Annotated in this window: 21 protein-coding genes and 3 pseudogenes; 17 read left to right on the top strand and 7 right to left on the bottom strand. The window is 61.7% G+C overall.

Going from position 1 to position 23,725, the window contains the following annotated elements:
- Positions 1–34: 34 nt before the first annotated feature.
- Together boxB and boxA are read left to right on the top strand one after the other, a co-directional pair.
- A pseudogene (gene boxB, locus B0B13_RS02465) lies at positions 35–1,460 on the top strand (benzoyl-CoA 2,3-epoxidase subunit BoxB).
- Between the two features lie 22 nt (positions 1,461–1,482).
- Positions 1,483–2,703 carry a benzoyl-CoA 2,3-epoxidase subunit BoxA gene (gene boxA / locus B0B13_RS02470; protein WP_076794181.1) on the top strand — a complete coding sequence of 407 codons (1,221 nt, stop codon included), beginning with the start codon at positions 1,483–1,485 and terminating at the stop codon, positions 2,701–2,703.
- Positions 2,704–2,847: 144 nt separating this feature from the next.
- On the opposite strand, the gene B0B13_RS02475 is transcribed toward boxA, so the two are convergent.
- A complete protein-coding gene (locus B0B13_RS02475; RefSeq protein ID WP_076794183.1) occupies positions 2,848–4,170 on the bottom strand; it encodes an IS5 family transposase in 1,323 nt (440 codons plus the stop codon).
- Positions 4,171–4,366: 196 nt separating this feature from the next.
- Here B0B13_RS02475 and B0B13_RS02480 point away from each other — a divergent pair, with 196 nt between their 5' ends.
- The 7 genes from B0B13_RS02480 (at position 4,367) to B0B13_RS02510 (ending at position 10,262) form a co-directional block, all read left to right on the top strand.
- On the top strand, positions 4,367–4,645 hold the full coding sequence (locus B0B13_RS02480; protein ID WP_076794184.1) for an HU family DNA-binding protein: 279 nt from the start codon (positions 4,367–4,369) through the stop codon (positions 4,643–4,645).
- 36 nt (positions 4,646–4,681) lie between these two features.
- Entirely contained in the window at positions 4,682–4,897 is a 216-nt protein-coding gene (locus B0B13_RS18175) for a hypothetical protein (RefSeq protein WP_170872334.1), read from the top strand.
- A 452-nt stretch (positions 4,898–5,349) separates the two neighbouring features.
- The gene (locus B0B13_RS02490; RefSeq protein ID WP_076794188.1) at positions 5,350–6,462 is read left to right on the top strand and encodes a branched-chain amino acid ABC transporter substrate-binding protein; all 1,113 of its coding nucleotides are present in this window, start codon (positions 5,350–5,352) and stop codon (positions 6,460–6,462) included.
- A gap of 149 nt (positions 6,463–6,611) precedes the next feature.
- Positions 6,612–7,538, top strand: a complete 927-nt coding sequence (gene livH / locus B0B13_RS02495) for a high-affinity branched-chain amino acid ABC transporter permease LivH (protein ID WP_076794189.1) — start codon at positions 6,612–6,614, stop codon at positions 7,536–7,538.
- An 8-nt stretch (positions 7,539–7,546) separates the two neighbouring features.
- On the top strand, positions 7,547–8,797 hold the full coding sequence (locus B0B13_RS02500) for a high-affinity branched-chain amino acid ABC transporter permease LivM (protein ID WP_370643252.1): 1,251 nt from the start codon (positions 7,547–7,549) through the stop codon (positions 8,795–8,797).
- The gene (gene livG / locus B0B13_RS02505) at positions 8,794–9,561 is read left to right on the top strand and encodes a high-affinity branched-chain amino acid ABC transporter ATP-binding protein LivG (protein ID WP_076794192.1); all 768 of its coding nucleotides are present in this window, start codon (positions 8,794–8,796) and stop codon (positions 9,559–9,561) included. Before B0B13_RS02500 ends, livG begins: the two co-directional genes overlap by 4 nt.
- Positions 9,561–10,262 carry an ABC transporter ATP-binding protein gene (locus B0B13_RS02510; protein WP_076788604.1) on the top strand — a complete coding sequence of 234 codons (702 nt, stop codon included), beginning with the start codon at positions 9,561–9,563 and terminating at the stop codon, positions 10,260–10,262. Before livG ends, B0B13_RS02510 begins: the two co-directional genes overlap by 1 nt.
- Positions 10,263–10,374: 112 nt before the next feature.
- On the opposite strand, the gene B0B13_RS02515 is transcribed toward B0B13_RS02510, so the two are convergent.
- Entirely contained in the window at positions 10,375–10,776 is a 402-nt protein-coding gene (locus B0B13_RS02515; RefSeq protein WP_076794194.1) for a GreA/GreB family elongation factor, read from the bottom strand.
- A 316-nt stretch (positions 10,777–11,092) separates the two neighbouring features.
- Between B0B13_RS02515 and B0B13_RS02520 the strand changes: the two are divergent.
- From B0B13_RS02520 to B0B13_RS02535, 4 genes and pseudogenes are all read left to right on the top strand, one after another.
- Positions 11,093–11,262: pseudogene (locus tag B0B13_RS02520) on the top strand (AbrB/MazE/SpoVT family DNA-binding domain-containing protein); the annotation flags it as partial.
- Positions 11,263–11,380: 118 nt separating this feature from the next.
- Positions 11,381–11,632 (top strand): AbrB/MazE/SpoVT family DNA-binding domain-containing protein, encoded by a 252-nt coding sequence (locus B0B13_RS02525; RefSeq protein ID WP_076788016.1) that lies wholly within the window; start codon positions 11,381–11,383, stop codon positions 11,630–11,632.
- The gene (locus B0B13_RS02530; RefSeq protein WP_076794196.1) at positions 11,626–11,976 is read left to right on the top strand and encodes a type II toxin-antitoxin system ChpB family toxin; all 351 of its coding nucleotides are present in this window, start codon (positions 11,626–11,628) and stop codon (positions 11,974–11,976) included. Before B0B13_RS02525 ends, B0B13_RS02530 begins: the two co-directional genes overlap by 7 nt.
- Positions 11,977–12,412: 436 nt before the next feature.
- Entirely contained in the window at positions 12,413–13,207 is a 795-nt protein-coding gene (locus B0B13_RS02535) for a Fic family protein (protein ID WP_076794197.1), read from the top strand.
- A gap of 34 nt (positions 13,208–13,241) precedes the next feature.
- Here B0B13_RS02535 and B0B13_RS02540 read toward each other — a convergent pair whose 3' ends face one another.
- Together B0B13_RS02540 and B0B13_RS02545 are read right to left on the bottom strand one after the other, a co-directional pair.
- Positions 13,242–13,439 carry a hypothetical protein gene (locus B0B13_RS02540; RefSeq protein WP_076788019.1) on the bottom strand — a complete coding sequence of 66 codons (198 nt, stop codon included), beginning with the start codon at positions 13,437–13,439 and terminating at the stop codon, positions 13,242–13,244.
- Positions 13,440–13,535: 96 nt separating this feature from the next.
- On the bottom strand, positions 13,536–13,826 hold the full coding sequence (locus B0B13_RS02545; protein ID WP_235091510.1) for a PIN domain-containing protein: 291 nt from the start codon (positions 13,824–13,826) through the stop codon (positions 13,536–13,538).
- Between the two features lie 339 nt (positions 13,827–14,165).
- Between B0B13_RS02545 and B0B13_RS19935 the strand changes: the two genes are divergently transcribed.
- On the top strand, positions 14,166–14,369 hold the full coding sequence (locus tag B0B13_RS19935) for a DUF6900 domain-containing protein (RefSeq protein WP_076794199.1): 204 nt from the start codon (positions 14,166–14,168) through the stop codon (positions 14,367–14,369).
- Positions 14,370–14,617: 248 nt separating this feature from the next.
- Here B0B13_RS19935 and B0B13_RS02560 read toward each other — a convergent pair whose 3' ends face one another.
- The 3 genes from B0B13_RS02560 to B0B13_RS18960 all read right to left on the bottom strand — a co-directional run bounded on the left by B0B13_RS02560 (position 14,618) and on the right by B0B13_RS18960 (position 19,773).
- Positions 14,618–16,633, bottom strand: a complete 2,016-nt coding sequence (locus tag B0B13_RS02560; RefSeq protein WP_076794559.1) for a sigma-54-dependent Fis family transcriptional regulator — start codon at positions 16,631–16,633, stop codon at positions 14,618–14,620.
- Between the two features lie 1,617 nt (positions 16,634–18,250).
- A complete protein-coding gene (locus tag B0B13_RS02570) occupies positions 18,251–18,694 on the bottom strand; it encodes a hypothetical protein (protein WP_076794203.1) in 444 nt (147 codons plus the stop codon).
- 137 nt (positions 18,695–18,831) lie between these two features.
- Positions 18,832–19,773, bottom strand: coding sequence for a J domain-containing protein (locus tag B0B13_RS18960; protein WP_076794204.1), 942 nt, complete (start codon positions 19,771–19,773; stop codon positions 18,832–18,834).
- 572 nt (positions 19,774–20,345) lie between these two features.
- Here B0B13_RS18960 and B0B13_RS02580 point away from each other — a divergent pair.
- The 3 genes and pseudogenes from B0B13_RS02580 to B0B13_RS02590 form a co-directional block, all read left to right on the top strand.
- Positions 20,346–21,680 (top strand): annotated as a pseudogene (locus B0B13_RS02580) (sigma-54 dependent transcriptional regulator); the annotation flags it as partial.
- Positions 21,681–22,160: 480 nt separating this feature from the next.
- Positions 22,161–22,412 carry an acyl carrier protein gene (locus B0B13_RS02585; protein ID WP_076788027.1) on the top strand — a complete coding sequence of 84 codons (252 nt, stop codon included), beginning with the start codon at positions 22,161–22,163 and terminating at the stop codon, positions 22,410–22,412.
- A complete protein-coding gene (locus B0B13_RS02590; protein WP_076794207.1) occupies positions 22,409–23,653 on the top strand; it encodes an acyl-CoA dehydrogenase family protein in 1,245 nt (414 codons plus the stop codon). Before B0B13_RS02585 ends, B0B13_RS02590 begins: the two co-directional genes overlap by 4 nt.
- The last annotated feature ends 72 nt before the right edge of the window (positions 23,654–23,725 follow it).

Here is a 23,725-nt window from a genome sequence, read left to right on the forward strand (position 1 = left end):
ATGCATGCAACGTTTTGTGATCAAGGAATCGATCATGTCTTCGATCAACTACAGCGACAAGATCCCCAACAACGTCAACCTGGCCGATGACCGCGTGTTGCAGCGTGCGCTCGAGCAGTGGCAACCGAATTTCTTCGTGGTGGAATGACATGGGGCCATACGGTAGTCAACTCGACAACGTCTACCTACGCACCGCGGTGAGCGTCGAGCCCGGCGGTTGGGCCCATTTCGACTATGTCAGAATGCCAGATTACCGGTGGGGCATCTTTTTGGCGCCTGGCGAGCCCGACCGTAAGATCCACTTCGGCGAGCACCGCGGCGAGGCGGCGTGGCAGGACGTGCCCGGCGAGCATCGCGCGCACCTGAGGCGCATTATCGTCACGCAGGGCGATACCGAGCCCGCGTCGGTTGAGCAGCAGTGGCACCTCGGGCTAACCGCGCCATCGCTGTACGATTTGCGTAACCTGTTTCAGGTCAACGTCGAGGAAGGCCGGCACCTGTGGGCGATGGTGTACCTGCTACACCGCTATTTCGGTCGCGACGGCCGCGAGGAAGCGGGGGCGCTGCTGGAGCGCCGCTCCGGCGACGAAAATAATCCTCGCATCCTTAGCGCGTTCAACGAACGCACGCCGGACTGGCTGGCGTTTTTCATGTTCACGTACTTCACCGATCGCGACGGCAAGTTTCAACTGTCGGCGTTGGCCGAATCGGGCTTCGATCCACTGGCCCGCACGACCCGCTTCATGCTGACGGAGGAGGCGCACCATATGTTCGTCGGCGAGTCTGGCGTGTCGCGGGTGATCCAGCGTACCGCCCAGGTCATGAACACGCTGCGTACAGACGATGTGAGTGCACTGCGGGCGGCGGGCGTGATCGACTTGCCGACAATCCAGCGCTATCTGAACTTCCATTACTCGGTGACCATCGACCTATTCGGCGCAGATCAATCATCCAATGCCGCGGCGTTCTACTCATTAGGTTTGAAGGGGCGTTTTGAGGAAAGCAAGCGGGATGACGATCATCGGCTTGATACACAGCACTACCGGCTACTCGACGTGCACGACGCTCAACTGGTCGAGCGCGAGGTGCCGATGCTCAACGCGATAAACGAAGTGCTGCGTGACGACTATATCAAAGACTCGATGGCCGGCGTTAACCGTTGGAACAAGGTGTTGGAGAAGGCGGGCATCGAGTCGAGACTGAGCGTGCCGCACAAGGCATTCAACCGCAAAATCGGCGCGTTTGCCGGCATGCGCGTGTCGCCGGACGGTCGGGTGATCGACGAAGCCGAATGGACGGCCAACGAGGCGAGTTGGCTGCCGACGCCGGAGGATCGCGCGTTCGTGGCCTCGCTGATGGGCCGCGTGGTCGAGCCGGGCCGGTTCGCAAACTGGATCGCGCCGCCGGTGATGGGCATCAACCGGCAGCCCATCGACTTCGAATATGTCAGGTTTAATTGACCGCTGAAATGCGCCGGCGCCGATGGCTATGTTGAATCAACACTTGATCGATCCGCAGATTTGCATCCGTTGCAACACGTGCGAGGAGACGTGCCCGAATGATGCGATCACGCACGATGCGAACAACTATGTCGTGAAGGCGCAGGTCTGCAATGGCTGCATGGCGTGTGTGCCGCCGTGTCCGACCGGCGCGATCGACAATTGGCGCCAGGTGTCCGAGGCCGATGCGTACAGTATCGACGCCCAGTTTGCCTGGGACGAACTCCCGTCTCAGCAGCCGATCGCCCAGCAGGGCGCCGGCGTGAGCGTCGCGAGCGTTTCGCACCGGTTGGAACATTTGTCGGATAGCGGCAGCGACGTGCTGCGGGGTGCCAGCGTGCCGCCGTGGTCGGCGGCCAGAGCGCATGTGAATTTATATAAACAGGAGGCGCCCGCTACGGCAGTTGTGGCGGGCAACTATCGCTTGACGGACGAGACTGCCGACAGCGACATCCATCACATCGTGCTGGACTTTGGCACGACGTTCTTCCCCATACTCGAAGGCCAATCGATCGGTGTCGTGCCGCCGGGCGCTGCGCCCAACGGCAAGCCGTACCACGCGCGCCAATATTCGCTGGCCAATCCGCGCGACGGAGAGCGACGCGGCTGCAACAATGTATCGCTCACGGTCAAGCGCGTGATGCGCGATCACGATGGCAATCCTACCCGCGGCGTGTGTTCGAATTACTTGTGCGATTTGCGCAAAGGTGACCGGGTGGCGGTGATCGGTCCATTCGGCAGTACGTTCCTGATGCCGAACCACTCCGGTTCACACCTATTGATGATCTGCACTGGTACGGGCGCCGCGCCGATGCGTGCGATGACCGAATATCGCCGCCGACATCAATGCGACGGCGCGGCCGGCCAGCTGATGCTGTTCTTTGGCGCGCGCACGCCGCAGGAGTTGCCCTATTTCGGGCCACTGACGAATTTGCCCAAGGGTTTCATCGATGCCGACCTTGCATTCTCGCGCGTGCCGGGACGGCCGAAGCGGTACGTGCAGGATGCCCTGCGCGAAAGAGCGGCCGACGTGGGGCCATGGCTGGCGGACCGCAATACCCATGTCTATGTGTGCGGCCTGAAGGGAATGGAAGAAGGGGTGCTGCTCGCGCTCAGGGACATTGCACAGTGCCATGGATTGGATTGGCAGCGGGTGTGGGCCGACCTCAGACGTGAAGGACGCCTGCATTTGGAAACCTATTGATCGGCGGCGACCGCGCTACGTTAGCGCGCGTTATGGAAGGAGACTCCGAGCGCGTGTCGGCATCCGGAACGCAACAGACTGACGCTATGGCGGGAGTGGACTCAGTAGTCTGTCCTGAACAATTCGCTTTGCTCTGCGGCGAATTCATGCTGCTGACACCATGTGAGCCTCACGATTGAGCAGAGCAAGCCCGATCAGGGCGCAAAAAAGCCGCAGCTTGCGCAGGATCATGCGCAGGTTGTGGCCGGCGCCGCACAGCACCGCATGAATCGCATCGCCCAGCGTACCCTTGAGCCAATTTTGATCGAGCTTGCCGTCTGACTTCATGTGTCCGATGGCCGGCTCGATTGCACTGCGACGCCGAATCATTGCTCGCAGGCCGCGCGTGATGCCGCGTCGCAAGCCGGGATGATAGAGCTTCACGCCATCGACCGCGACGCCCTTGTAGCCGCGGTCCACGACAGCCATCTGCGGCTGAACGTCGCTTAGGATCGCCGCCTGTTCCAACGCTTCGGCTAGCGTGTGTCCATCGTAGGGATTGCCGGGCATCGAACGAGCTCCGATTACCAGACCCTCCTTGTGCGTCGTCGTGATCGACACCTTCACGCCGAATTCGTACGGCTTGCGTGGTTTGCCTTTCGCCAAGCATTCGACTTCCGGCGCATGCAGCGCATACAACTTGTTTTTGTCCTTGTGCTTTTGCGTGAGAATTCGCTTCGTGCGGCCAATCAGCGCTTCCAACGCCGCGCGACTTTGCTCAGCGACACCGTCCAGCTGCCTCTGGACATCACGCATCACGCGGCCTACCCGAGAACGCAAAGTGCGCAGCGCTTTGTTCATCCGCTTGTACTGCTTCGCATGCGCATAGCGGCCTACCTGGCTTGCCAGACGCGGCGCCTCGCGATTGTAATTTTGCCGCAGCTTCAGCCTGTGCCGGGCGGCCGCTTTGACCAGATGTTCCCGGCAACGCTCGAGCAGACGCGAGTCGGTAGGATGCGCAATCGCCTTTTCCATCACCGTCGTATCGACGATCACCCGCTTCAGGCTCGAAGTCTTGATGACGTTCGCGCGTTTGGCCGCTTCGATCGTCTCGGCCAACAGTTCTTCAACGCCGGCTTCGCCTAGCCGCTTGCGCCAGCGCGTCAGGCTCGACGGATCAATCGGCGGCTTCGTCTGCAAGTACGTCTGGCCGGTGAACACCTGCCAATATGGGTTCTCCAGCCATTGCCAGACCACGTCCTCATCCGACAAGTCGAACGCATGCTGCAAGTACAGCAGCCCCGCGATCAAACGCGGCGACGTTGCCGGCCGGCCGCGCTGCGACACGAAGCTCGCGCTCATCGCCGTGCTCAATCGGTCCCAATCAATCAGATCGGCCAGACGAACCAATGGATGCTTTAAGTTGATCTGCTCGCGCAGCGGCTGGCGGAACAAATCTCCCTCTGGCGCCGGCGTCTTCGGACCCATTCAACCCTCGTCGAAATTTGCAGGAAATTCACGCCAATATGCCTGCCTCTTGCAATTCCCACAATACCTTTTCAGCTTCCCAGCCTTGTTGCATAAGCCTGGACGGATTGTTCAGGTCCGACTCAGTAGATGCCGCGTGTGCCTTGCACCGGTCGCTCATTAACGGCGATACCACCGCGGGAGCACCGCCGACCTCCTGGCCAACCGAGGTGCCACTGTCGCAAGTGCGGCGCTCGTTTCTACACGCAGTCGTGCCAGGTCGGATGGACAAGGTGCGATCATCGGTACCGTGACCACGACGGTTGTCAACGGCGAAGCCGTGCAATTGATCGGATTCGGCATGTTCGGCACGGGCGCCCGGGCAGCGCGTATCGGCCGCAATCCGGCAACGGGGGCGCAAATGCAGATCGACGCAGCCAAGACCGTCAAGTTCATCCCCGGCAAGGCGTTCAAGGACGCGGTGAACGCCGCGTGACGCCGCGCCGAGCGCAGGCATGTCTACCTGCGCTCGATGTCAAAACAGCTGCTGACCCAGGCCGGACAGGTTGATCCATTTGACCGTGCTCCTCAACGTTCGCCCTGTTTCATCGATCGATTCGATCATCGTGCGCTGTCCGGGGGCTTCGGCGACGACGCGCACGATCCGCTGGCGGCCATTTCGGCCGGCGTGATGCGCCGGTCCGGGTGGTCTTGGCGTGCCGCATTGCGAGCGGACCAAGCGCTTTGAACCCCGCCTAGAGGACGATATCGATCGTGCCACCAATGTGTTCCGAACACGGGCGCGAGGCGAGCATCGCGCCACGCGTCGCGCACCCTGGGAGGGAAAGTCCGTGGGGCAAGTATTCTAACTTTTCTCCGAAGGTTTTCTACCTGACAACCGAAAAACGCTCCTATAATTGCCCCAGCTTTGCCGGCCGCAGCTGGAACAACCTCCGGTGCGCGAGCGTGGTGAGCGGGGCAGGCGAATCGCTTGCGCAATACAAGACGCACGTTGTCTTTCCGAACCTAGGCCTCCAACTTGGAGGCGGTCGCACGTCGGGTCCCGCGCAAGCTGTCTTCATCGCAGGCCCGAGTCCCATCGACGGACGCCAATCGCGTCCCGCTGCGGGTATTGTTCGATTGCGCAAGTCATTTCGTTTGCCGAATGACTGATACCTACAATCGAGGAGCGCCCTGAACATGCTGTCACGTCTTTCCTCTATCTGCTTTGCGGTTACCTGTTTTGCTCTAAGCGCGGCGGCGCACGCGGAGACGGTGCAGATTGCCATTGCGGGACCGATGAGCGGTTCGGTGGCGCAGTACGGCGACATGGTCAAGGCCGGCGCGCTGACGGCGATTGAGCAGATCAACGCGGCGGGAGGAGCCGGGGGCAACAAGCTGGAGGCGGTGTTGCTGGACGACGCGTGTGAACCGAAGCAGGCGGTGGCGGTGGCCAACAAGGTGGTGAGCCAGCACATTAAGTACGTGATCGGGCACGTGTGCTCGGGTTCGACGATTCCAGCCTCGGATATCTATGAGAACGAGGGGACCGTGATGGTGACGCCGTCGGCGACGGCGCCGCAGCTGACCGAGGGCAAGAAACGGCACTTCATTTTTCGCACGATCGGGCGAGACGACCAGCAGGGGCCGGTGGCGGCGCAGTACATCATCGGGCATGTAAAGCCGAAGAAGGTGGCGGTGCTGCACGACAAGCAGTCGTACGGGCAAGGGATCGCGACGTCGGTGAAGAAGGGCCTGGAGGCGGCCAAGATTCCAGTGATGATTTTCGAGGGGCTGAACGCGGGTGATTCGGATTACTCGGCGATCGTCACGAAACTCAAGTCGCAGGGGGTGGACTTCGTGTACTTTGGCGGGTACCACCCGGAGATGGGGCTGTTGTTGAGGCAGGCGCGCGAGCAGGGGGTGAAGGCTACGTTCATGGGACCGGAAGGGGTGGGGAACAAGGACGTGACGGCGATTGCGGGGCCGGCCTCGGAAGGGATGCTGGTGACGTTGCCGGCAGACTTCACGGCGGATCCGGCCAACGCGGCACTGGTCAAGGCGTTTGCGGACAAGAAGCGTGACGCGAACGGGCCGTTTCAGATGCCCGCCTACGCGGCGGTGCAGGTGATTGCCCAAGCGATCACGGGAAGCAAGTCGACGGATCCGGCGAAGGTGGCCGCGTACTTGCACCAGCATACGTTCAGCACGCCAATCGGCAAGGTGGCCTATGACGCGCAGGGCGATTTGAAGTCGTTCAAGTTCGTGGTCTACACCTGGCACAAGGATGCGAGCAAGACTGTCGCGAACTGATCCGCCTACGCCGCCTCGGGGCCCACACCGGCTGCATGCCGGCTCTGCGAGCGGCATACTTGCGCGTTAGCACGTGTCACTGCCGCACTGCGTCTGATGCGTGGCGCGATGTGGGGCAATGCCGTGCCGGCACCCACGGGGACTCCCGCATGAACGACTTTTTTCCTCAATTCGCCCAGCAGTTGGTCAACGGCTTGACGCTGGGCGCAATCTATGCACTGATCGCGATTGGCTATTCGATGGTGTACGGCATCATCGGCATGATCAACTTTGCGCACGGCGAGATTTATATGATCGGCGCGTACGTGGGGCTGGTCGCGCTCACGGCGATCGGCGTGCAAGCAGGTTATCCGCTGCTGCTCGTACTCGGCGTGGCGCTAGTGGTGTCGGTGGTGGTGACCGGCGCGTACGGCTACGCAATCGAGCGCGTCGCATACCGCCCGTTGCGCGGCGGACCGCGGCTGGTGCCGTTGATCTCGGCGATCGGCATGTCGATCTTTTTGCAGAACTACGTGCAGGTCGGTCAGGGATCGCGCGACCTGTCGGTGCCGGTGCTCATCTCCGGCGCGCTCGAATTCCAGTTCGGCGACGGCTTCGACGTGACACTGCCGTACTCGCGCCTGGTCATCGTCGGCGTGACGCTCGTGCTGATGATCGCACTCACGTTATTCATTGGGCACTCGAGAATGGGCCGTGCCTGCCGCGCGTGCGCGCAGGACATGCAAATGGCGAACTTGCTTGGCATCGACACGAACCGGGTCATTTCATTTACGTTCGTGCTGGGGGCGATGCTCGCGGCGGTGGGCGGCGTGCTGATTGGCTTGTCGATCGGCAAGCTGAATCCGTACATCGGGTTCGCGGCCGGCATTAAGGCGTTTACTGCGGCGGTGCTCGGCGGCATTGGCAGCATTCCGGGCGCGATGCTTGGCGGCGTGCTGCTGGGACTGGCCGAGACGTTCGCGTCGGGCTACATGCCAGCCGAATACAAGGATGTGGTGGCCTTCGGGCTGTTGGTGCTAATTCTGCTGTTCCGGCCGACCGGCTTGTTGGGTAGGCTCGACGTGGAAAAGGTATGAGGACGACCATGGGCGCATATCAAACGACGGTCGGCATGCAGACGGTCAAGCATGCCGCGCTTGCGGCGCTGCTCACAGCATTGCTGACGGTGCCGGTGCTGGGCCTGCGGCTGCGCCTTGAAGGCTATCAAGTGGTGCTTGAGCCTCACTGGCGGCCGGTGTGGCTCGCGGTGGGCGCGGTATTCGTGTTCCAGCTGTGCAAGCCGCTGCTCGCGCGCGCCACGCACGGCGTGCGGCTGCCGACGTTGCCGCCGCTCAGTGCACGGCACCAGCGGCGGCTGGTCTGGGCGCTGTTCGGCGTGGGGTTGGTCTGGCCGTTTTTCGGCTCGCGCGGTGCGGTAGACATCGCTACGCTGGCGCTCATCTACGTGATTCTGGGGCTCGGGCTGAACATTGTGGTGGGCTTCGCGGGATTGCTCGACCTGGGCTACGTGGGCTTCTACGCGGTGGGTGGCTACACGTATGCGATGCTGAATCACTACTTCGGGTTGTCGTTCTGGCAATGTCTACCGCTGTCGGCCGGTGCATCGGCGATCATGGGCTTCCTGCTCGGCTTCCCAGTGCTGCGCTTGCGCGGTGACTATCTAGCGATTGTCACGCTGGGCTTTGGCGAGATCATCCGGTTGCTGGCCAATAACTTGACCAGCCTGACCGGTGGTCCGGATGGTATCTCCGGTATGCCGAAGCCGACCGTGTTCGGCTTAGAGATGGCGCGCAGCGCCAGCGTGGAAGGCACGCGCACTTTTCATGAAGTGCTGGGCCTGGCGTACCGCGGCGAGCACATGGTGATCTTTCTGTACCTACTGGCGCTGCTGCTGGCGGGCCTCACGCTGTTCGTGACAAGCCGCCTGATCCGCATGCCGATGGGGCGGGCATGGGAAGCCCTGCGTGAGGACGAGATTGCATGCCGCTCGCTCGGGCTGAATCCCACGCGCATCAAGCTGTCGGCTTTTACGCTCGGGGCGTCGTTCGCCGGGCTCGCCGGTGCGTTCTTCGCGGCGCGCCAAGGGCTGGTTAATCCGGAGTCGTTCACGTTCATCGAGTCCGCCCTGATCCTGGCGATCGTGGTGCTGGGTGGGATGGGCTCGCAACTTGGCGTGATCCTTGCCGCGATTGTGCTGACGGTGCTTCCGGAGCTCGCCCGTGGGCTGGCGGAATACCGGATGCTGCTGTTTGGCCTGGTGATGGTGCTGATGATGATGTGGCGTCCTCAAGGATTGTTGCCGGCTAGCCGCGTACACGTGGAGTTGCCACGATGAGCGCCGCGCTATTGGAAGTATCGGGCCTGCAAATGCGCTTTGGCGGGCTGCTCGCGGTCGATGGCGTCGCGTTCGACGTGCGGCGCGAGGAAGTGTTCGCGATCATCGGGCCGAACGGCGCGGGTAAGACGACGGTGTTCAATTGTGTGGGCGGATTCTATCGGCCCTCGAGCGGGCGGATCGCGCTGGATGGCGAATCGATCGCGGGGCTCAGCAGTCACCTCATTGCGCAACGTGGGCTGGTGCGCACGTTCCAAAACATCCGACTGTTCAAGTCGTTGACGGTGGTCGAGAACTTGCTAGTCGCGCAGCACCGGTTGACACAAAGCGGACTGTTGCGCGGGTTGCTGGCCACGCCGGCATATCGGCGCGCGCAGCGCGATGCACTAGCGCGTGCGGCGCGCTGGCTCGAGCGCATGGGATTGAGTGCGGTGGCTAACCGGGCTGCGGGCACACTGTCGTACGGTCACCAGCGGCGCTTGGAGATTGCGCGCTGCATGATCACCGGGCCGCGCTTGCTGATGCTCGACGAGCCGGCTGCGGGGCTCAACCCGCAAGAGAAGATCGAATTGCAACAGCTGATAGACGGGCTGCGCCGGGAATTCGGCGTGGCGGTCCTACTCATTGAGCACGACATGGGGCTGGTGATGAACGTGTCGGACCGCATTTTGGTGATGGAGCACGGCCGGCCGATCGTGACCGGCCGCCCGGACGAAGTGCGCAATGACGAGCGCGTGATCAAGGCCTATCTGGGAGAGGAGTGATGCTCAGGCTGGAGCAGGTGCACACGCACTACGGCGCAATCGAGGCGCTCTCGGGGGTGTCGCTGGAGGTCCGGCGCGGCGAGATCGTCACGCTGATCGGTAGCAACGGGGCGGGTAAGACAACGTTGATGATGACCGTATGCGGCACGCCACGGGCATCAAGTGGACGGGTGCTGTTCGATGGGCAGGACATCACGGCACTGCCCACGCACGAGATTATGCGTATGGGACTGGCGATTTCGCCAGAAGGAAGGCGCGTGTTTCCGAGCCTGACCGTCCTCGAAAATCTGAAGATGGGAGGCTTCTTCGCGAGTCGGCATGAGATCGACGCAGGGCTTGCGCACGTGTACAAGCTCTTTCCACAACTGGAGCGCCGCATGCACCAGCGCGCGGGCACGATGTCGGGTGGCGAGCAGCAAATGCTGGCTATCGGGCGCGCGCTAATGAGCCGGCCCCGCTTGCTGTTACTGGATGAGCCCACGCTCGGGCTCGCGCCACTGGTGATCGCACAGATCTTCAATATTATTCGCGCGATTCGCGACGAGGGCGTGACGGTGTTTCTGGTCGAGCAGAACGCGAACAAGGCACTGCAGGTGGCCGATCGCGGCTACGTATTGGAAACCGGCCGCGTGATACTGGCCGATACCGGCGCGAATCTGCTGGTCAACGAACGCGTCAAAAACGCGTATCTCGGCGGCTGACCGCACGGCGCGCCTGACGACGGCACGGCCACACCTGACGGCATGGTCACATCCGGCGGCATGGCCACACTCGGTGGCACGGCCACGCCGCCAGACCGGTGCGGCCATGTGGTCAAAGCCGATAATCGCCAGCCGCCTCGGGCTGGAACACGATCTGCTCGACCTTTAGCATTTGCGGTGCCCCGCTAGGGGGCGTTACGCGCAATTCGTCGCCCGGCCTCGCGCCGAGCAGCGCGAGGCCGACCGGCGAGAACACGTTCAACCGTCCTTGCGAGAAGTCGGCATTCGGCGGGTAGACGACGGTCCACGTCATGCGTTCGCCGGACGACGGATTCGACAGCGTTACAGTCGAATTCATCGTGACGACGCTCGGGTCGATGTCGGTGGCCTCGACCACGGCCGCGCGCTCGAGCAGGGCATCGAGCATCGCCTGGTAGCCGGATTGTGGGCTCGCTTTTGCCGCATGGCGCTCGAGTCGGCCGACGTCGGTTTCTGTCAAATAGCAGGTCTTCATCTCGTTTCTCCAACGCAACGAAAAGTCAAATAGTTGGTGCGCCCGGTACCCGCCCAGGCAGCGGCTGAAACAGGAGCCGCTTAGTGCGAGTGCCGGGCCGATGAAAGCGGCGCCGCGGCAATGTATCGGAGCAGGTCGGTACCGGGTCGGTCCGTCCGGATCGCGCGCGCGTCTGTCGCCACGCGCGTGGTGTGGCGACGTCGCAAACGCATCGGGAACAGGGACACGCGCATGGCGGGGCTCGACCGGAGAACGGAGAATGAAGAAAATAACACGATGCTATCACAGCGTGCCGTATCAGGTCGCTGTGCAGACCATGCGTACTGTGTCTATTTAAAAAACAATGCGAATCAGACGATCCGCATTCCCAAGGATATGCAAGTTGAGGGCGTCACGGAACTGGAAATCCGGCGGGAAGGAAGCATGATCTTGCTGCGTCCGGTGCGGGCAAATTGGACTTCGTTTGCCAATGAGGCCAAAGCCGAGAACTACTACTAGCCTGGCCCTGTCTTGACGCAGCGCTTCCGGTATCTTCATTGAAGATGCAAAGTGCTTGCCAATCTTGTTGCGTGTTTCTACAATGGATAAACATTAGGAGGTCGTGATGGAACTCAAGATTCAAAAATGGGGCAATAGCGCTGCAGTTCGTTTGCCGAGTGTGCTGCTTGAACAGATCAACGCGTCGGTCGGCAGTTCGCTCAACGCCGACGTGCGCCCGGATGGCGTGATGCTGACCCCGACCCGCCGCAAGTATTTGCTGGACGATCTTGTTGCCCAGTGCGACACGAAGGCGGTTTTTCCGGGCGACATGGCGGCATGGGGCGAGGTCAAATCGGTGGGACGTGAAGCATGGTGAGGCGGGTCAAGTTCGAGCGCGGCGATATCGTGGGCGTGAGCCTGAATCCGACTGTGGGGCGAGAGCAGCAAGGCGATTTTCGCCTGGCGCTCGTTCTATCTCCGGCGGCGTTCAACGCCTTAGGCGTGGCGCTCGTTGCCCCGATCACCCAGGGCGGCGAATTGGCTCGCTTTGCTGGCTTCGCCGTACCGCTTTGCGGTTCTGGAGCTGAGACGCAAGGTGTTGCGCTCGTCAACATGGCGCGTATGCTCGACTTGGAGGCGCGCGGCGCGCGTAAGGTCGAACGTGCACCGGTTGAAGTGGTTGAGGACGCGCTGGCTCGGTTTCAGGCGATTATCGAGTGAGGAAAACGCGATGAGCAACGAGTTCTGGAACCGGATGTACGCGCTGGGCAACACGCAGCGGTAGGTCGGCGACGCGAACAATCCGCAAGCGCGCTAGTCTGCGATGTAAGGTGCTTCCGTCATCAACAAGAACGGCTGGCGTGCCTGGATCGAGCATCATAAGGCAGACGAGCGGCTGTATGAGAGCGGGCGCGAAAACGCGTATCGCCAGGCGGCTCAGTGGTAATGGAAAATAGCAGCTCGTTACGCAATGTCAGTGCCGAGCAGGCCGAGGCGTCGCTTCGCGACTCGAACGTTAGACTCGCACTCAAGCCTTGACGTCAGAAAGAGCGAAGCCTGCGGCATTCATGTCATGGGTATGAAGCCCGTCGGCGCTACAAACTGTAAGATTTCGCGTGCAGGCGTGGCAGGTCAAAAATTGTGATGAGAGAAAGTGATGGATTCGTCTCTACAGCCTATGCTGGAAGCTGTTAACGTCGCCAAGGCGGAGCTTGATGCGGCGCGTCCACTGCCGCCGCATACGGTCGCATCGCTGCGCGAAAAGCTGATGTTGGAATGGACGTACCACTCGAACGCAATCGAAGGCAACACGCTAACATTGCGCGAGACGAAAGTGGTACTGGAAGGCATTACGGTGGGGGGCAAGTCGCTGCGCGAGCACTTCGAGGCCACGAACCATCGCGACGCGATTCTCTACGTCGAGGAGATCGTCGCGAAGAACGAGGCGCTGTCCGAATGGCAGATTCGCAACATTCACGGCCTAGTGCTGAAAGGGATCGATGACAAAGAGGCCGGCCAGTATCGCCATGAGAACGTGGTAATTGCAGGCGCTAGCACGACGCCGCCGGACTTCCTGCATCTGCCGGCCGAAATGGCCGCGCTCATTGACTGGCACGCGCAAGCGCAGACGGTGCATCCTGTCACGCGTGCGGCCGAGCTGCATACACGGTTTGTAAAGATCCACCCGTTTGTGGACGGTAACGGCAGAACGGGGCGACTGTTGCTAAACTTCGAGTTGATGAAGTTTGGCTATCCACCTGCCGTTATCCGTAAAGAGGATCGCCTTGCTTACTACGACTCATTGGATGAGGCGTGCGTGACAGGCGATTACAGTGGCATTACGCGGTTGGTCGCTGCGTCGGTTCAGCGTGCTCTCGACGCATACCTTGATGTGCTCGGTCTGCGTGAGGATCACCGGTCCGACGATAAGTCGCCGTCACCCGGTTTTTAGATGTAAAGAAAACAATCGGATCGGAAAATGCGTGCTACGCGCGCGTCTGAATGCTGAAAGTCCACGCGCCGATTTTTACAATGGCGTCTCGCAGTGTGGGCAGTTTTCCTGGATAAAAAGCCAAGAGCTTTGCCCAGGTCTTGGTCTGGCCGTGCTGAGTTTCTACTTCGAGCATCCGTTTAGCGTCGGCGCTGCGCACATCACTGGCGACTTCAGGCAGGTCACCATGCATCAGCTCTCTCAATCTTCTATCATAAGGCTCGGTATACGCATGAACTCTCGCATGTTACGTGTAATACGAGGTTTCGTGCGCGGGCCTGACCGGCGATTAACATATCGTAGGGGCCAATGGGGGGCTTGCGGCTGCAAGCTGTGCGCGAATTTCGCCGGCATGCTGCGCATTCTCTCGATCAAACGCCAGCGTCTCTAACTGCAACGCTTCAATACGTGCGAGATTGGCATCGATATGCTGGCTTTTATAAGCACCGTAGAATAGTTCATGAGCGACGATTGGTGGTAAGCCAAAGTCCTTGGGGGTATGCGCTTGTAGTCGCGTCAGTAGGGTTGGTTTCCCTTTCAGAATTGCGATGATCGCATTCGCACCAAGCAAGTATTTCATTGGAACACATCTAAAGCTGCGCGTGTTTGCCCGAGGGGCTGTTCGGTAGCAGCCCTCTCAAATTCGGTATCGAGCGGACCGATAAGCGGCGCGAGCCAGTCCCAACTGTTCGGTACTGGTTCTAGGATGACCTGTGCGCCGTGGCGACGGGTTCGAACCTCGTAGCGTCAAATCGAAAGTTCTTGGGCAAGCGGATGGCCTGCGAGCGGCCGGTCCAAAACATTTTAGCTGTATCCATGATGTGCCTCGTATGATAGGTACCAATAGTATCTATCGCTATAGCGAAAAAGTTGGAATGGGAACCTTGTATGTTATCAGTCACAGCGTGAGGCAATGACGATGGTAGCGCTTAAGCTCAACAAGTTGCTGGAGACGATCGCATGCGAACATCTGGACATTCCCACGCTCAAAACGCGATACTTGGATCGCCTTGATTTTTACAACGTTGCTCTCTACTGTCTTCGGTCAGCGCTGCTTACGGCCTTCGAGGTCGAGCGTGCAGAAAGCGGAGGCTGCACACCGTACTTCGCCCTCGACAGTTAAGGCTGCTGGCATAGCATACTGCGTATTTCGGTGAACGTGATCAGTGGTCCCAATTGTACGGGTGCAATCTTTACCTCGCGTCGTCATCTACTGAGAGCTTGGCAAGCCGGGGGCGTTCATGTACGACAGTAACATCATCCCATGAGGCAACACGCCACCTACACTGATCGCATAATTCGGACGCAGTGAGGGCAAACATGGACAGGTCAATGGAGCAGCGCGCGGTGCGCAGCTGCTCCGCTGCGGCGTTAATGATCGGTCGAAGGACCAGATGCACCTGCCACGCTGGGCATCTTGCGATAGATCGTATTGCGCGATATCCCGAGCGAGCGGGCTGCGGCCGACACGTTGCCGCCATGGCGCGCAATAGCGGCGGCGATCGCACAGGCCTCGACGTCTTGCAGCCGTGCGTGCAGCGGCAATGGGGCGAGGCCGCCGAAAGAGGCGGCATCCGGGCCGACAGCCACGGCACGCGCATCGCCTCGTGCTGGACGCAGGTCTTCGAAGAAATCGTCCGGCAGATGCTCGCGCCGGATCACGCCGTCATCTTCTACCATCGCGGCTGCCGTGCGCAGCAGATTGCCTAGTTGCCGGAAGTTGCCGGGCCACGTGCATTGCTCGAACAGCTTCATCACATCACTGTCCACACTCAGCGGTGGTGCGCTGGCGGCGCCGTGCCCCGACTCCAGTTGCAGCATGCGTTGCACGACCGTTGCGAGGTCGGTGCGCTCACGCAGCGGCGGCAATTTGACGACCAGTCCATTGAGCCGGTAGTACAGGTCTTCACGGAAGCGGTTTTGCGCGATCATTTCCCGCAAGTCGCGATGGGTGGCGCAAACGATTGCGATATCGACCGGGATCGAGCGGCTCGATCCGAGGGGGTTGACGACGCGCTCTTGCAAGACACGCAATAACCGGACTTGCAATGGATACGGCATGTCGCCGATCTCGTCGAGAAATAACGTGCCGCCGTCGGCCTGCAGCAGCTTGCCGATCGAGCCCTTGCGCCGGGCGCCAGTGAACGCGCCTTCCTCGTAGCCGAACAATTCCGACTCGATCAGTGTCTCCGGAATCGACGCACAGTTCACGGCAATAAACGGCCCATCGCGGCGCGGCGAATCGTTGTGAATGGCTTGCGCGAGTAACTCCTTGCCGGTCCCCGTCTCGCCGTTGATCAAGACTGGGATGTCCTTGCCGAGTACCTTGCGGACCTTGGCGATCACCGACGCGACTTGCGGATCGCCGGTGTCGAGATGGCTTAGCCGCGATTGCGACGCCGGCGCCGGCGGGGCCAGGCGGACCGTGCTCCGCGCCGTGGCGCGCAACTCGGCGCCGGCCTCGTGCGGCGACGCGGTCGGCGTGACTGGCGCGCGTTTGAACTCGACGCGCGCGCACACCACCGCGCCGTTGTGCAGATTCATTGACACCGGCTGTCCATGGCAATGGCGTACCGTGTCCATCAGTTGCGCGCTGCTCACGCCGAACAGCGAGGACAATGTGTGTGCACGCAGCGCACTGAGCGGCAGGTTCAGCTGAAACTGCGCGCTGCGGTTCGCGGACAGAAAGCGGCCATCGCTGGTGAACGCGGCGATGCCTTCCATCAGCGTGCCGAGGAACTCCTTGCGCGCATGGAAGGCGACCTGCAGCGTCTCGCGGAAGGTGCTGGTGAACAACTGGTTTTCGATCATTTGCACCGACATCCTGGCTAGCGCCATCGTGTGCTGATGGTAGCTGCGATAGTCGCCGGTCACATCCAGCACGCCGATCAGATCGCCGTATGGGTCGAGGATCGGCACGCTGGAGCAGGTCAGGAACCGATTGGCTGCCAGGTAGTGCTGCTTGCCATGCACGACGATCGGACAGCGCTCGGCGATCGCGGTGCCGATCGCATTGGTGCCCTGTCGGTCCTCGGCCCAATTTGCGCCAGGGCGCAGCGCGACTTTTTCGGCGCGCGCCAGGAAGTCGTCGTCGCCGATTGAGTGTAGGATTAGCCCGTGCGCGTCCGTCAGCACAATCATGCTTTGCGTGTTGACGATTTGTTCATGCAACGTTTCCATCACCGGCATCGCGTGTGCGCACAGCATCCGGTTCTGTTCGCGCTTCAAGTTAAGTTCGGGGCTGCTCAGCACGTCGTAGTCCGGGCGCGCCAGTTCGCGCAATCCATAGGTTTCGGAGCGCTCGTGCGATTTCTGGATCGATGGGGTGAGCCAGCCGAACTCGCTCGATTGCGAGGCGGTAGCGGCATAACGGGCATCCTTTGCCATGATCTCCTCCATGTGCGATTCTGGTCATATCGCCGGAACGCCGGGCCGGGGAATTTTGCAATTCCATGCCGAAAATTCGATTCGACATGGACCGCCGGATCGCGTTCATCGTGGGCCCGGCAATGCGAAGTGTAAACAGTACCTTGGAAGTGGGGGCTGCGCCAGTGGCATGGGATTCGGTAAGACCATGATGTGTCCGTGCATGTCGTGCGAGCCGTGTTTGACGCAATTAGCGCTCAGTCGGCGCGCACGAGCGCGTCTACCAGTTCATGGCAGACGTAGTCGAGCTATTTCCCCGCCTCTCCTCCTCGAACCGGACGCGGCGCTTGACACTCAGCTCGAACGAGCCGCCCTTCTGCGTGAGAGTGAGCTGAGTACGTGGCATCAGGCCTCGATACTCCGCGCTGCTCGCTCTTGCCCACGTCTTCAATCTCCTTAGCGATATGCTGGACGTCGATTGCGGATCGTTACTGACTAACGGATGAGACATAGTGATATTCAATTTTGGCTACGTGGTCGAGTTGGCGCTGATATCGGTCATGGTCTCCACCACTCAACTGACCACGGCGGTGGCTTCGTGCGCCACTATGGCTTCTTTCTTGCGCGCCTGGATGGTAGAATGCACTCCGCCCTTTCCCGGGGTGATGAAATTGGTAAACATAGCGGACTTGACAATTTGAGTGCACGGCCGGAAACGGTCGATGTAGAACCCTTCAAATTCGGCGAACCCCCTGGCGCATGAGCCGAGGCAACGCCGAGCCAAGCCCGTGGGGCCCGCTGGGGCCTTGCAGGAAGGTGTAGAGACTAGACGGAGGGCGCCTAATGCGCGATACCGCGGTAATACGAGCGGCACCGCGCGATGGCGAAGGCATAGTCCAGCGCACGAACGTCGGCCATCGCGAGGCCGGCGGCGCCGAAAGGCGTAGTGTGAAGAAAATCCGCCGCTTCACGGCTTGCCGGTTCGAGTCCGGTCCCCGGGACCAACGCAAAAATCAAGAACTACACACGGTCGCAGATATGATGACTAGATACGCGTAAAGGTATTGCCGAATAAGAGCGATCCCCCTGCAGAAAAGCTGCGCTTCGAGGCGTTCGCACGCGACTTTCCTCAGCTTGCGGCTATGAAACTTGCCGACTTCAGGACATCGCAGCTTCTCGAGTGGCGAGATGCGAGACTGAGGCATGTTGCGGCGTCTTCGGCGAACCGCGACATCGGCCTGATTCGCAATGTGTTCACGGATGCCCGGCAGGAGTGGCATTGGCTCGATCACAATCCCCCGAGGGATTCAAGATCCCAGGCGACGGTCCGCCGCGCGAGGTCCGGTATCGAAGTACACCCACATATTGGTAGTTGATCCCGGCATTGATGACGAAGTAAGCTGAGTGGCCGTGTCAAGTGTAAAGCCGGATCCGGCGACATAGACGTTCAGCTATATTGCCGATCAGTTCGCCACTGGTGCCCTCAGTGGTTGGATCCCAAACAAGATTGCCGTATTGATCGTAGATGACGTGTTGATAGGATCCGGCCTCCAAAATCAATGCGCGCCCAGCCGCATCCAAGATGATCGACTGCGTATTGAGGATCGACTGTGCAGGGTCTTGCCAAGTGGCTTACTTCTACTGGCCTTTATATTGTGGGCCGCTATCGAGTCGGTTACGGCGCGGCGGGGCATGCCACCATGATGCGTGCAGCATCCGCCGCAACGCATCCAATGGATCACTGGCTTGCTGATCGCGCCGTGTGTCGCGGGCCGTCCGTGCATGGCGCGCCACGCCGGCTCGGCGGCTGGGCTGCGCACGCTGCGCGTTCCGATTGTTCGATGCAGCGATGCGCGCCGTTGCGTCATGAGTTTTGACTGCGGCGTGACGGGGGGCGGGCGGGTTGCTGTCCACGGTCTCTCCCGATGCGCTCGTCGGCGCAGCGGCCGCCGCTTCGCCCTTGCCCGTGTGTGTAGAAAGTGGTCCGGTGCCGGCTTGGCTGGGAAGCAGCCCGGCCAGCAGCGCAAGAGTGGGCTCTCCGGCAGGCACGGCAGGCGCATACGATGCGCCGTCGGGTCGCATCGCGATAGCCGTGTGGCGGCGCACAGACCCATCACGCGAGGCCCGGGCGGTGGGGCGGGGCGCGAGGTCGGGGGCGCGCGTTTCAGCGATACTAGCGCCAGTTCGATGGGCGGGCCTGGCCGCGTCCGGCTCGACAGTCATAGTCGGGAAGCGGTTCTCACTGAATGCGTCGGCGGGCCGCGTCTGCGCGGCGCGCGAACCGACGTGGCGGGTTTCACGAAGGAGGCCGGTTGTTGCGGACGGCCGGCAGGCGGCGTACGCGGCGCAGCCGTGCCGCCGCGTACTGAGCGGATCGGCGCCGCCGTATCAGCGTTGCCGCGCGGATGACGAGTGTCTTCCGTTGGGGGCGTATCGTCGCGCGCGGTACGCGCCAGCGCGCGCAATCGAGCGAGCGCAGCATGCATTTCAGCCAGTGCAGGATCGGTTTCGGGCGCGGCCGCCGAAGCCCCGGCCCCAGCCCCGGCCGTACTGCTGCCATGCGGTGATGGCCGGCCGTGCCCGACGGGGGCTGAGTTCTCATCCGCCGGTGCGCCTGGCGCCCGGTGCGCGTCCTGTCGGCCCCCTCCTGAGCCGTTTGTGTAGGCCGGTGCGATAAGCGTGCCACTGCCATATGTTCCATGTTGGCGAGACACGAAGTTTGAGCGCAGCGGTGCGTCGTCGATGCTCAGATCGGTAATCAGCACGGCGGCGGCGATCGCCGTGCCGATGCCGGCCATCCAATGCGAACGTGGCACGTGTCGCACAGCTCGACGCGCGCGTGGTGCCGTGCGCGCGTTGCGCAGGAACAGGCGCGTCCACTGACTCCACCGCCACAGCGGCGCTGGTCGATGCTTGCCGTGCGACTGCGGCGCAATACGGCGCACGCCGGCATGCAAGGTAAGATCGTATTCGGCTCGGCGCAATGGGTTGGTCAATGCAGCGTACGCGTCGTTGATCCGCTGGAATTGCGCTTGCGCATAGTGTTCTCGCCCGCGGTTGCGGTCCGGGTGCCACTTCATTGCTGCACGCCGCCACGCTGCCTTGAGTTCGGCTGGCGTTGCGTGAGGCGTGACCCCCAGGATGTCATATAACGTTCTCATCGCGGAGTTCTTGGTTGGCACGCCGCGCCCGTCGCGTACCGAGGGTTTTACGGATGCAGGGCACGAACGTCTGTATGCGAACGCCCGCTGGCAGGCGGGCTGTTTCGCGTGAGGTGCCGCCGCTTCGCACCGTTTTCCCTTTCCTACCGTAAGCCGCTAATTCGGACAGATGCTTGGCTTATCGGCCATGCCGGGGGACAGAAATGTTTCGAGTGGTAACCCGGGATGGATGCACAAGCATAGCCAAAACAAATCTGGTCATTGCAGGGGTCGCGAAATGGGGCCGTCGCGGCGCGAACGCGCCAATGCGATACCGGATTTTTGTGGGCATGCGGAAGATACAAAGATTTACAAAGCGTCGGCGCCCGTAACGCTTCGACGCCATAATGATGCCGGTGCTCGCTTACCATGGGTTCCGTATCAGCGGTCTCGTACGCAGTCCGCCATGACGGCAGGGCCGTCATTCGGGGTATGGCCGCGTAGGTTGGACTGACGCGGCGGTACGCTCAACGATGAACAGGTTCGCCGTGGCAGGGCGTCACGCGTTATCTTATCGATAAAGGGCAGAGTGAATGAACAGCGGACACAGGCGGCAGCTCGTCTATGTGACGCGGTCAGCGGACCGTGCGCTACAACGATTGCTGGACCGACATGGATGGACTGTCGCGACGTGCGATACGTCGCGTCAGGCCGAGCGCCTGGTGAACACCACCGATGCACGCGTGGGCATCTTTGATGTCAGCAGCGGCTTTGACGATGCGATCGCGCAGTTCGAACCGGTGCTGCTTCACCCGGACATGATGTGGGTGGCCACGCCCACTGCCGCGCAATTGGCGGCGGCGCACGTGCGCCAATGTGTGCGCAGCCATTGTTTTGACTTTGTGGCGATGCCGGGCCCCGCGCAATTGGTGGTGGATGTGGTCGCACGCGCGTACCAGATGGCCGAGCTTGATGCGGGAGACGACGCACCGCGTGTACAAGGCGAGATGATCGGCGCTTGCGAGGCGATGCAGCAATTGTTCCGCGTGATTGGCAAGGTCGCCAATACTGACGCGCCAGTGTTGATTTTTGGCGAGTCCGGCACGGGCAAGGAGCTTACGGCCAAGTCGATCCACGACCAGTCGATTCGCGCAACGGGGCCGTTCGTTGCGATCAACTGTGGTGCGATTCCGCCACATCTGCTGCAATCCGAACTATTCGGCTACGAGCGGGGGGCGTTTACCGGCGCCAATCAGCGCAAGATCGGCTACGTCGAAGCGGCCAATGGTGGGACGCTTTTTCTGGACGAGATCGGCGATCTTCCACTCGAGAGCCAAGCGAGCCTGCTGCGCTTTTTGCAGGAGCGCACTATACAACGCCTGGGCGGACACGATCCGATTTCTGTGGATGTGCGAATCATCTCTGCCACGCACGTCGACTTGGAGGCGGCGGTGAGCGCAGGGCGCTTCCGTTCAGACCTCTATCATCGATTGTGCGTGCTCAGGCTCGAAGAACCGCCGCTGCGCGCCCGCGGTCGTGATATCGAGTTGCTTGCACGGCGCATGTTTGAGCGCTATCGTGGCGACAGTCCGCGGCACATACGCGGCTTCTCTGCGGCGGCGCTCAACGCGATGTATCGTTATTCGTGGCCGGGCAACGTGCGCGAGTTGATCAACCGAGTACGCCGCGCGATCGTGATGGCCGAGGGACGGGCGATCACTCCCGCGGACCTGGAACTGGAGGATGTCCTCGAGCAACGGGCGCCGACGTTGGCGGTCGCTCGCGAGGACGCCGAACGCCGCGCGATCGAAGAGGCGCTCGCGCGACATCGGAACAGGCTTGCCGGTGCCGCGCAGGAACTCGGCGTGTCACGCGCCACGCTGTACCGTCTGATGCTCGCGCACGGCATGCGCACGCGCCAGGGCCAGGACGATACCCGATCGAGGCCGTCGCGCGCCGTGTCGTTGACGCTCGCAACCGGCCGAGGGCCGACCGCTGACGGCCGGGCCAGACGGGCTGACGCCACGTCGCTGCGTGCGCATCGGTGCCATCCATGGCTTCCCGGTGGCCCGCATGCCGGCGCCGATAGGCTGCCCAGCCCCGACGAACGTAGCTGGCACCCCGTTTTCGACCTTGCCGGCAGCGGTCGCCGCACCATGCTCGACGAGACATTGAACGACACCGCCAACGACGCGAGACCCCTGCAGCGCAATTGACGCGCTATTGCTGCTGATACGCGTCGTACGGGCGCGTCCCGGTCCCCAGGCCGGCGGCGCTGCGACTTTGTTCGCAAGCGTACTGAATGCAATGCCTCTCAACGGATTAAATCGGTCCGGTTATTAATGAAACTTCAAGAGGCAGGCTCTGTCGCCGCCCAGTAGCGATGCCGAGCCGTACCTGGGGACACCATGAATAGCAAGTTACGAGAAATTCTTGCCCAATGGGCCGACCTGGACGTGCCCATCGCGTCCCTGCCCGACGATGCCAGCCTGTACGATGCCGGTATGTCGTCGCTGGCCACCGTCAAGCTCCTAATGGCGATCGAGAACGCCTTTAATATCGAAATTCCGGACGAGTGGCTCACGCGCGAGTTGTTTACGAGCGTTGCTTCGTTGAGCCAGGCTATCAAGCAGCTCCAGTCCGACGAGGCAGCCGCATGATGGTGGCGCCCGGGCGGCAGAACGCGGTAGCGATCGCGCGGGGCCCAACGCGGGCGATGCCGGCCAGGGTCGGCGGCGTGGATCGCACAAGTTCGCGGCGATGGTCCGGGCCGGTCTCGGCCGAATATGCCCACCTGCAGCCGTTGCTGTGCATCGCGTCTGAGCATGCCACCGATGTCGATCGCGACGCGCGCTTTCCAACCGAGGCGCTGGGCGCGTTGCGCGAAGCAGGCCTAATGTCATCGCTGGTGCCGGCGCCGCTGGGTGGAGCCGGAGCATCGCTCAAGACCGTTGCAGGTATCTGCGAGGTATTGGCGCGCGCCTGTGCATCCAGCGCGATGATGTTCGCGATGCACCAGGCGAGCGTCGCGTGGCTTGTGCTGCATCACGAAGCGCATGATGCCAGTCGCGCATTGCTGCAGCGACTGTGCGTCGAGCAAATGCTGTTCGGCATTGCCGGCATGGCCGACCCGGCCCCGGTCGCGGGCGCCGCCGGTGGGCCCGGGCCCGTGTTGCTGCAACACCATGCGGAGCAATTCACACTGGTGATCGACGGCACGACGATCCCATATGGTGCTTACGCAGACGGCTTGTTGCTGCCGGCGGGCGAAGACGGATTCGTCGCCGCGCCCAAGGAGCAGTACAAGCTGGAGCGGCGCGAAAGCTGGGATGCGCTTGGCATGCGAGGATTGTGCAGCGACGAATTCCGCGTGGTCGTCACGGGCGAGCCGGGGCAGATCCTGCCTACAGCGCGGGACGGCGCAGGCAACCTTCATGCGATTATTCAATTGCTGCACAGCGCCGTATGGGTCGGCATCGCTGCCAGTGCATTGGAACGAGCACAGGCTTACTTGAGGGGGCAAGGCGAGGCGCCGCACGCGTTGCTGCCCGGCGCCGCACGCCTTGCCGAAGCCAATGCGCTGTTGCAGATGATGCGCGCGCATCTGGGCAGCGCACTGGAGCAGGCCAGCAGCGGTCCGGGCGGCTTGCCGCCGCGGGGTCTCGCCTTCGTCGACGAAATGCAGGTGTTGAGAACCGGGGTATCGAGAAGCGCACTGGCGCTGGTCAACCACGCGATGATGGTCTGCGGGATGGACGGTTATCGCAACGATACCGATGTCAGTGTCGCGCGGCATCTGCGCGATTTGTACGCTGCGCCGCTCGGGTTGGGGTCTGCCCGCAACGCAGCAATTGCTCTCGCCTCCGACGCCACGCCGTCGAGCGATATCCTCCCCGATTAATCCCCGCTGTATTGCGCGGCGTACCGCCGCGCTCACGGTTCGCGCGTTTCAAACTGTAAATTCGATGTCGAT

Origin of the sequence: Burkholderia sp. b14 (assembly GCF_900156195.1) — a bacterium.
In the GTDB taxonomy this organism is placed as follows: Bacteria; Pseudomonadota; Gammaproteobacteria; order Burkholderiales; family Burkholderiaceae; genus Mycetohabitans.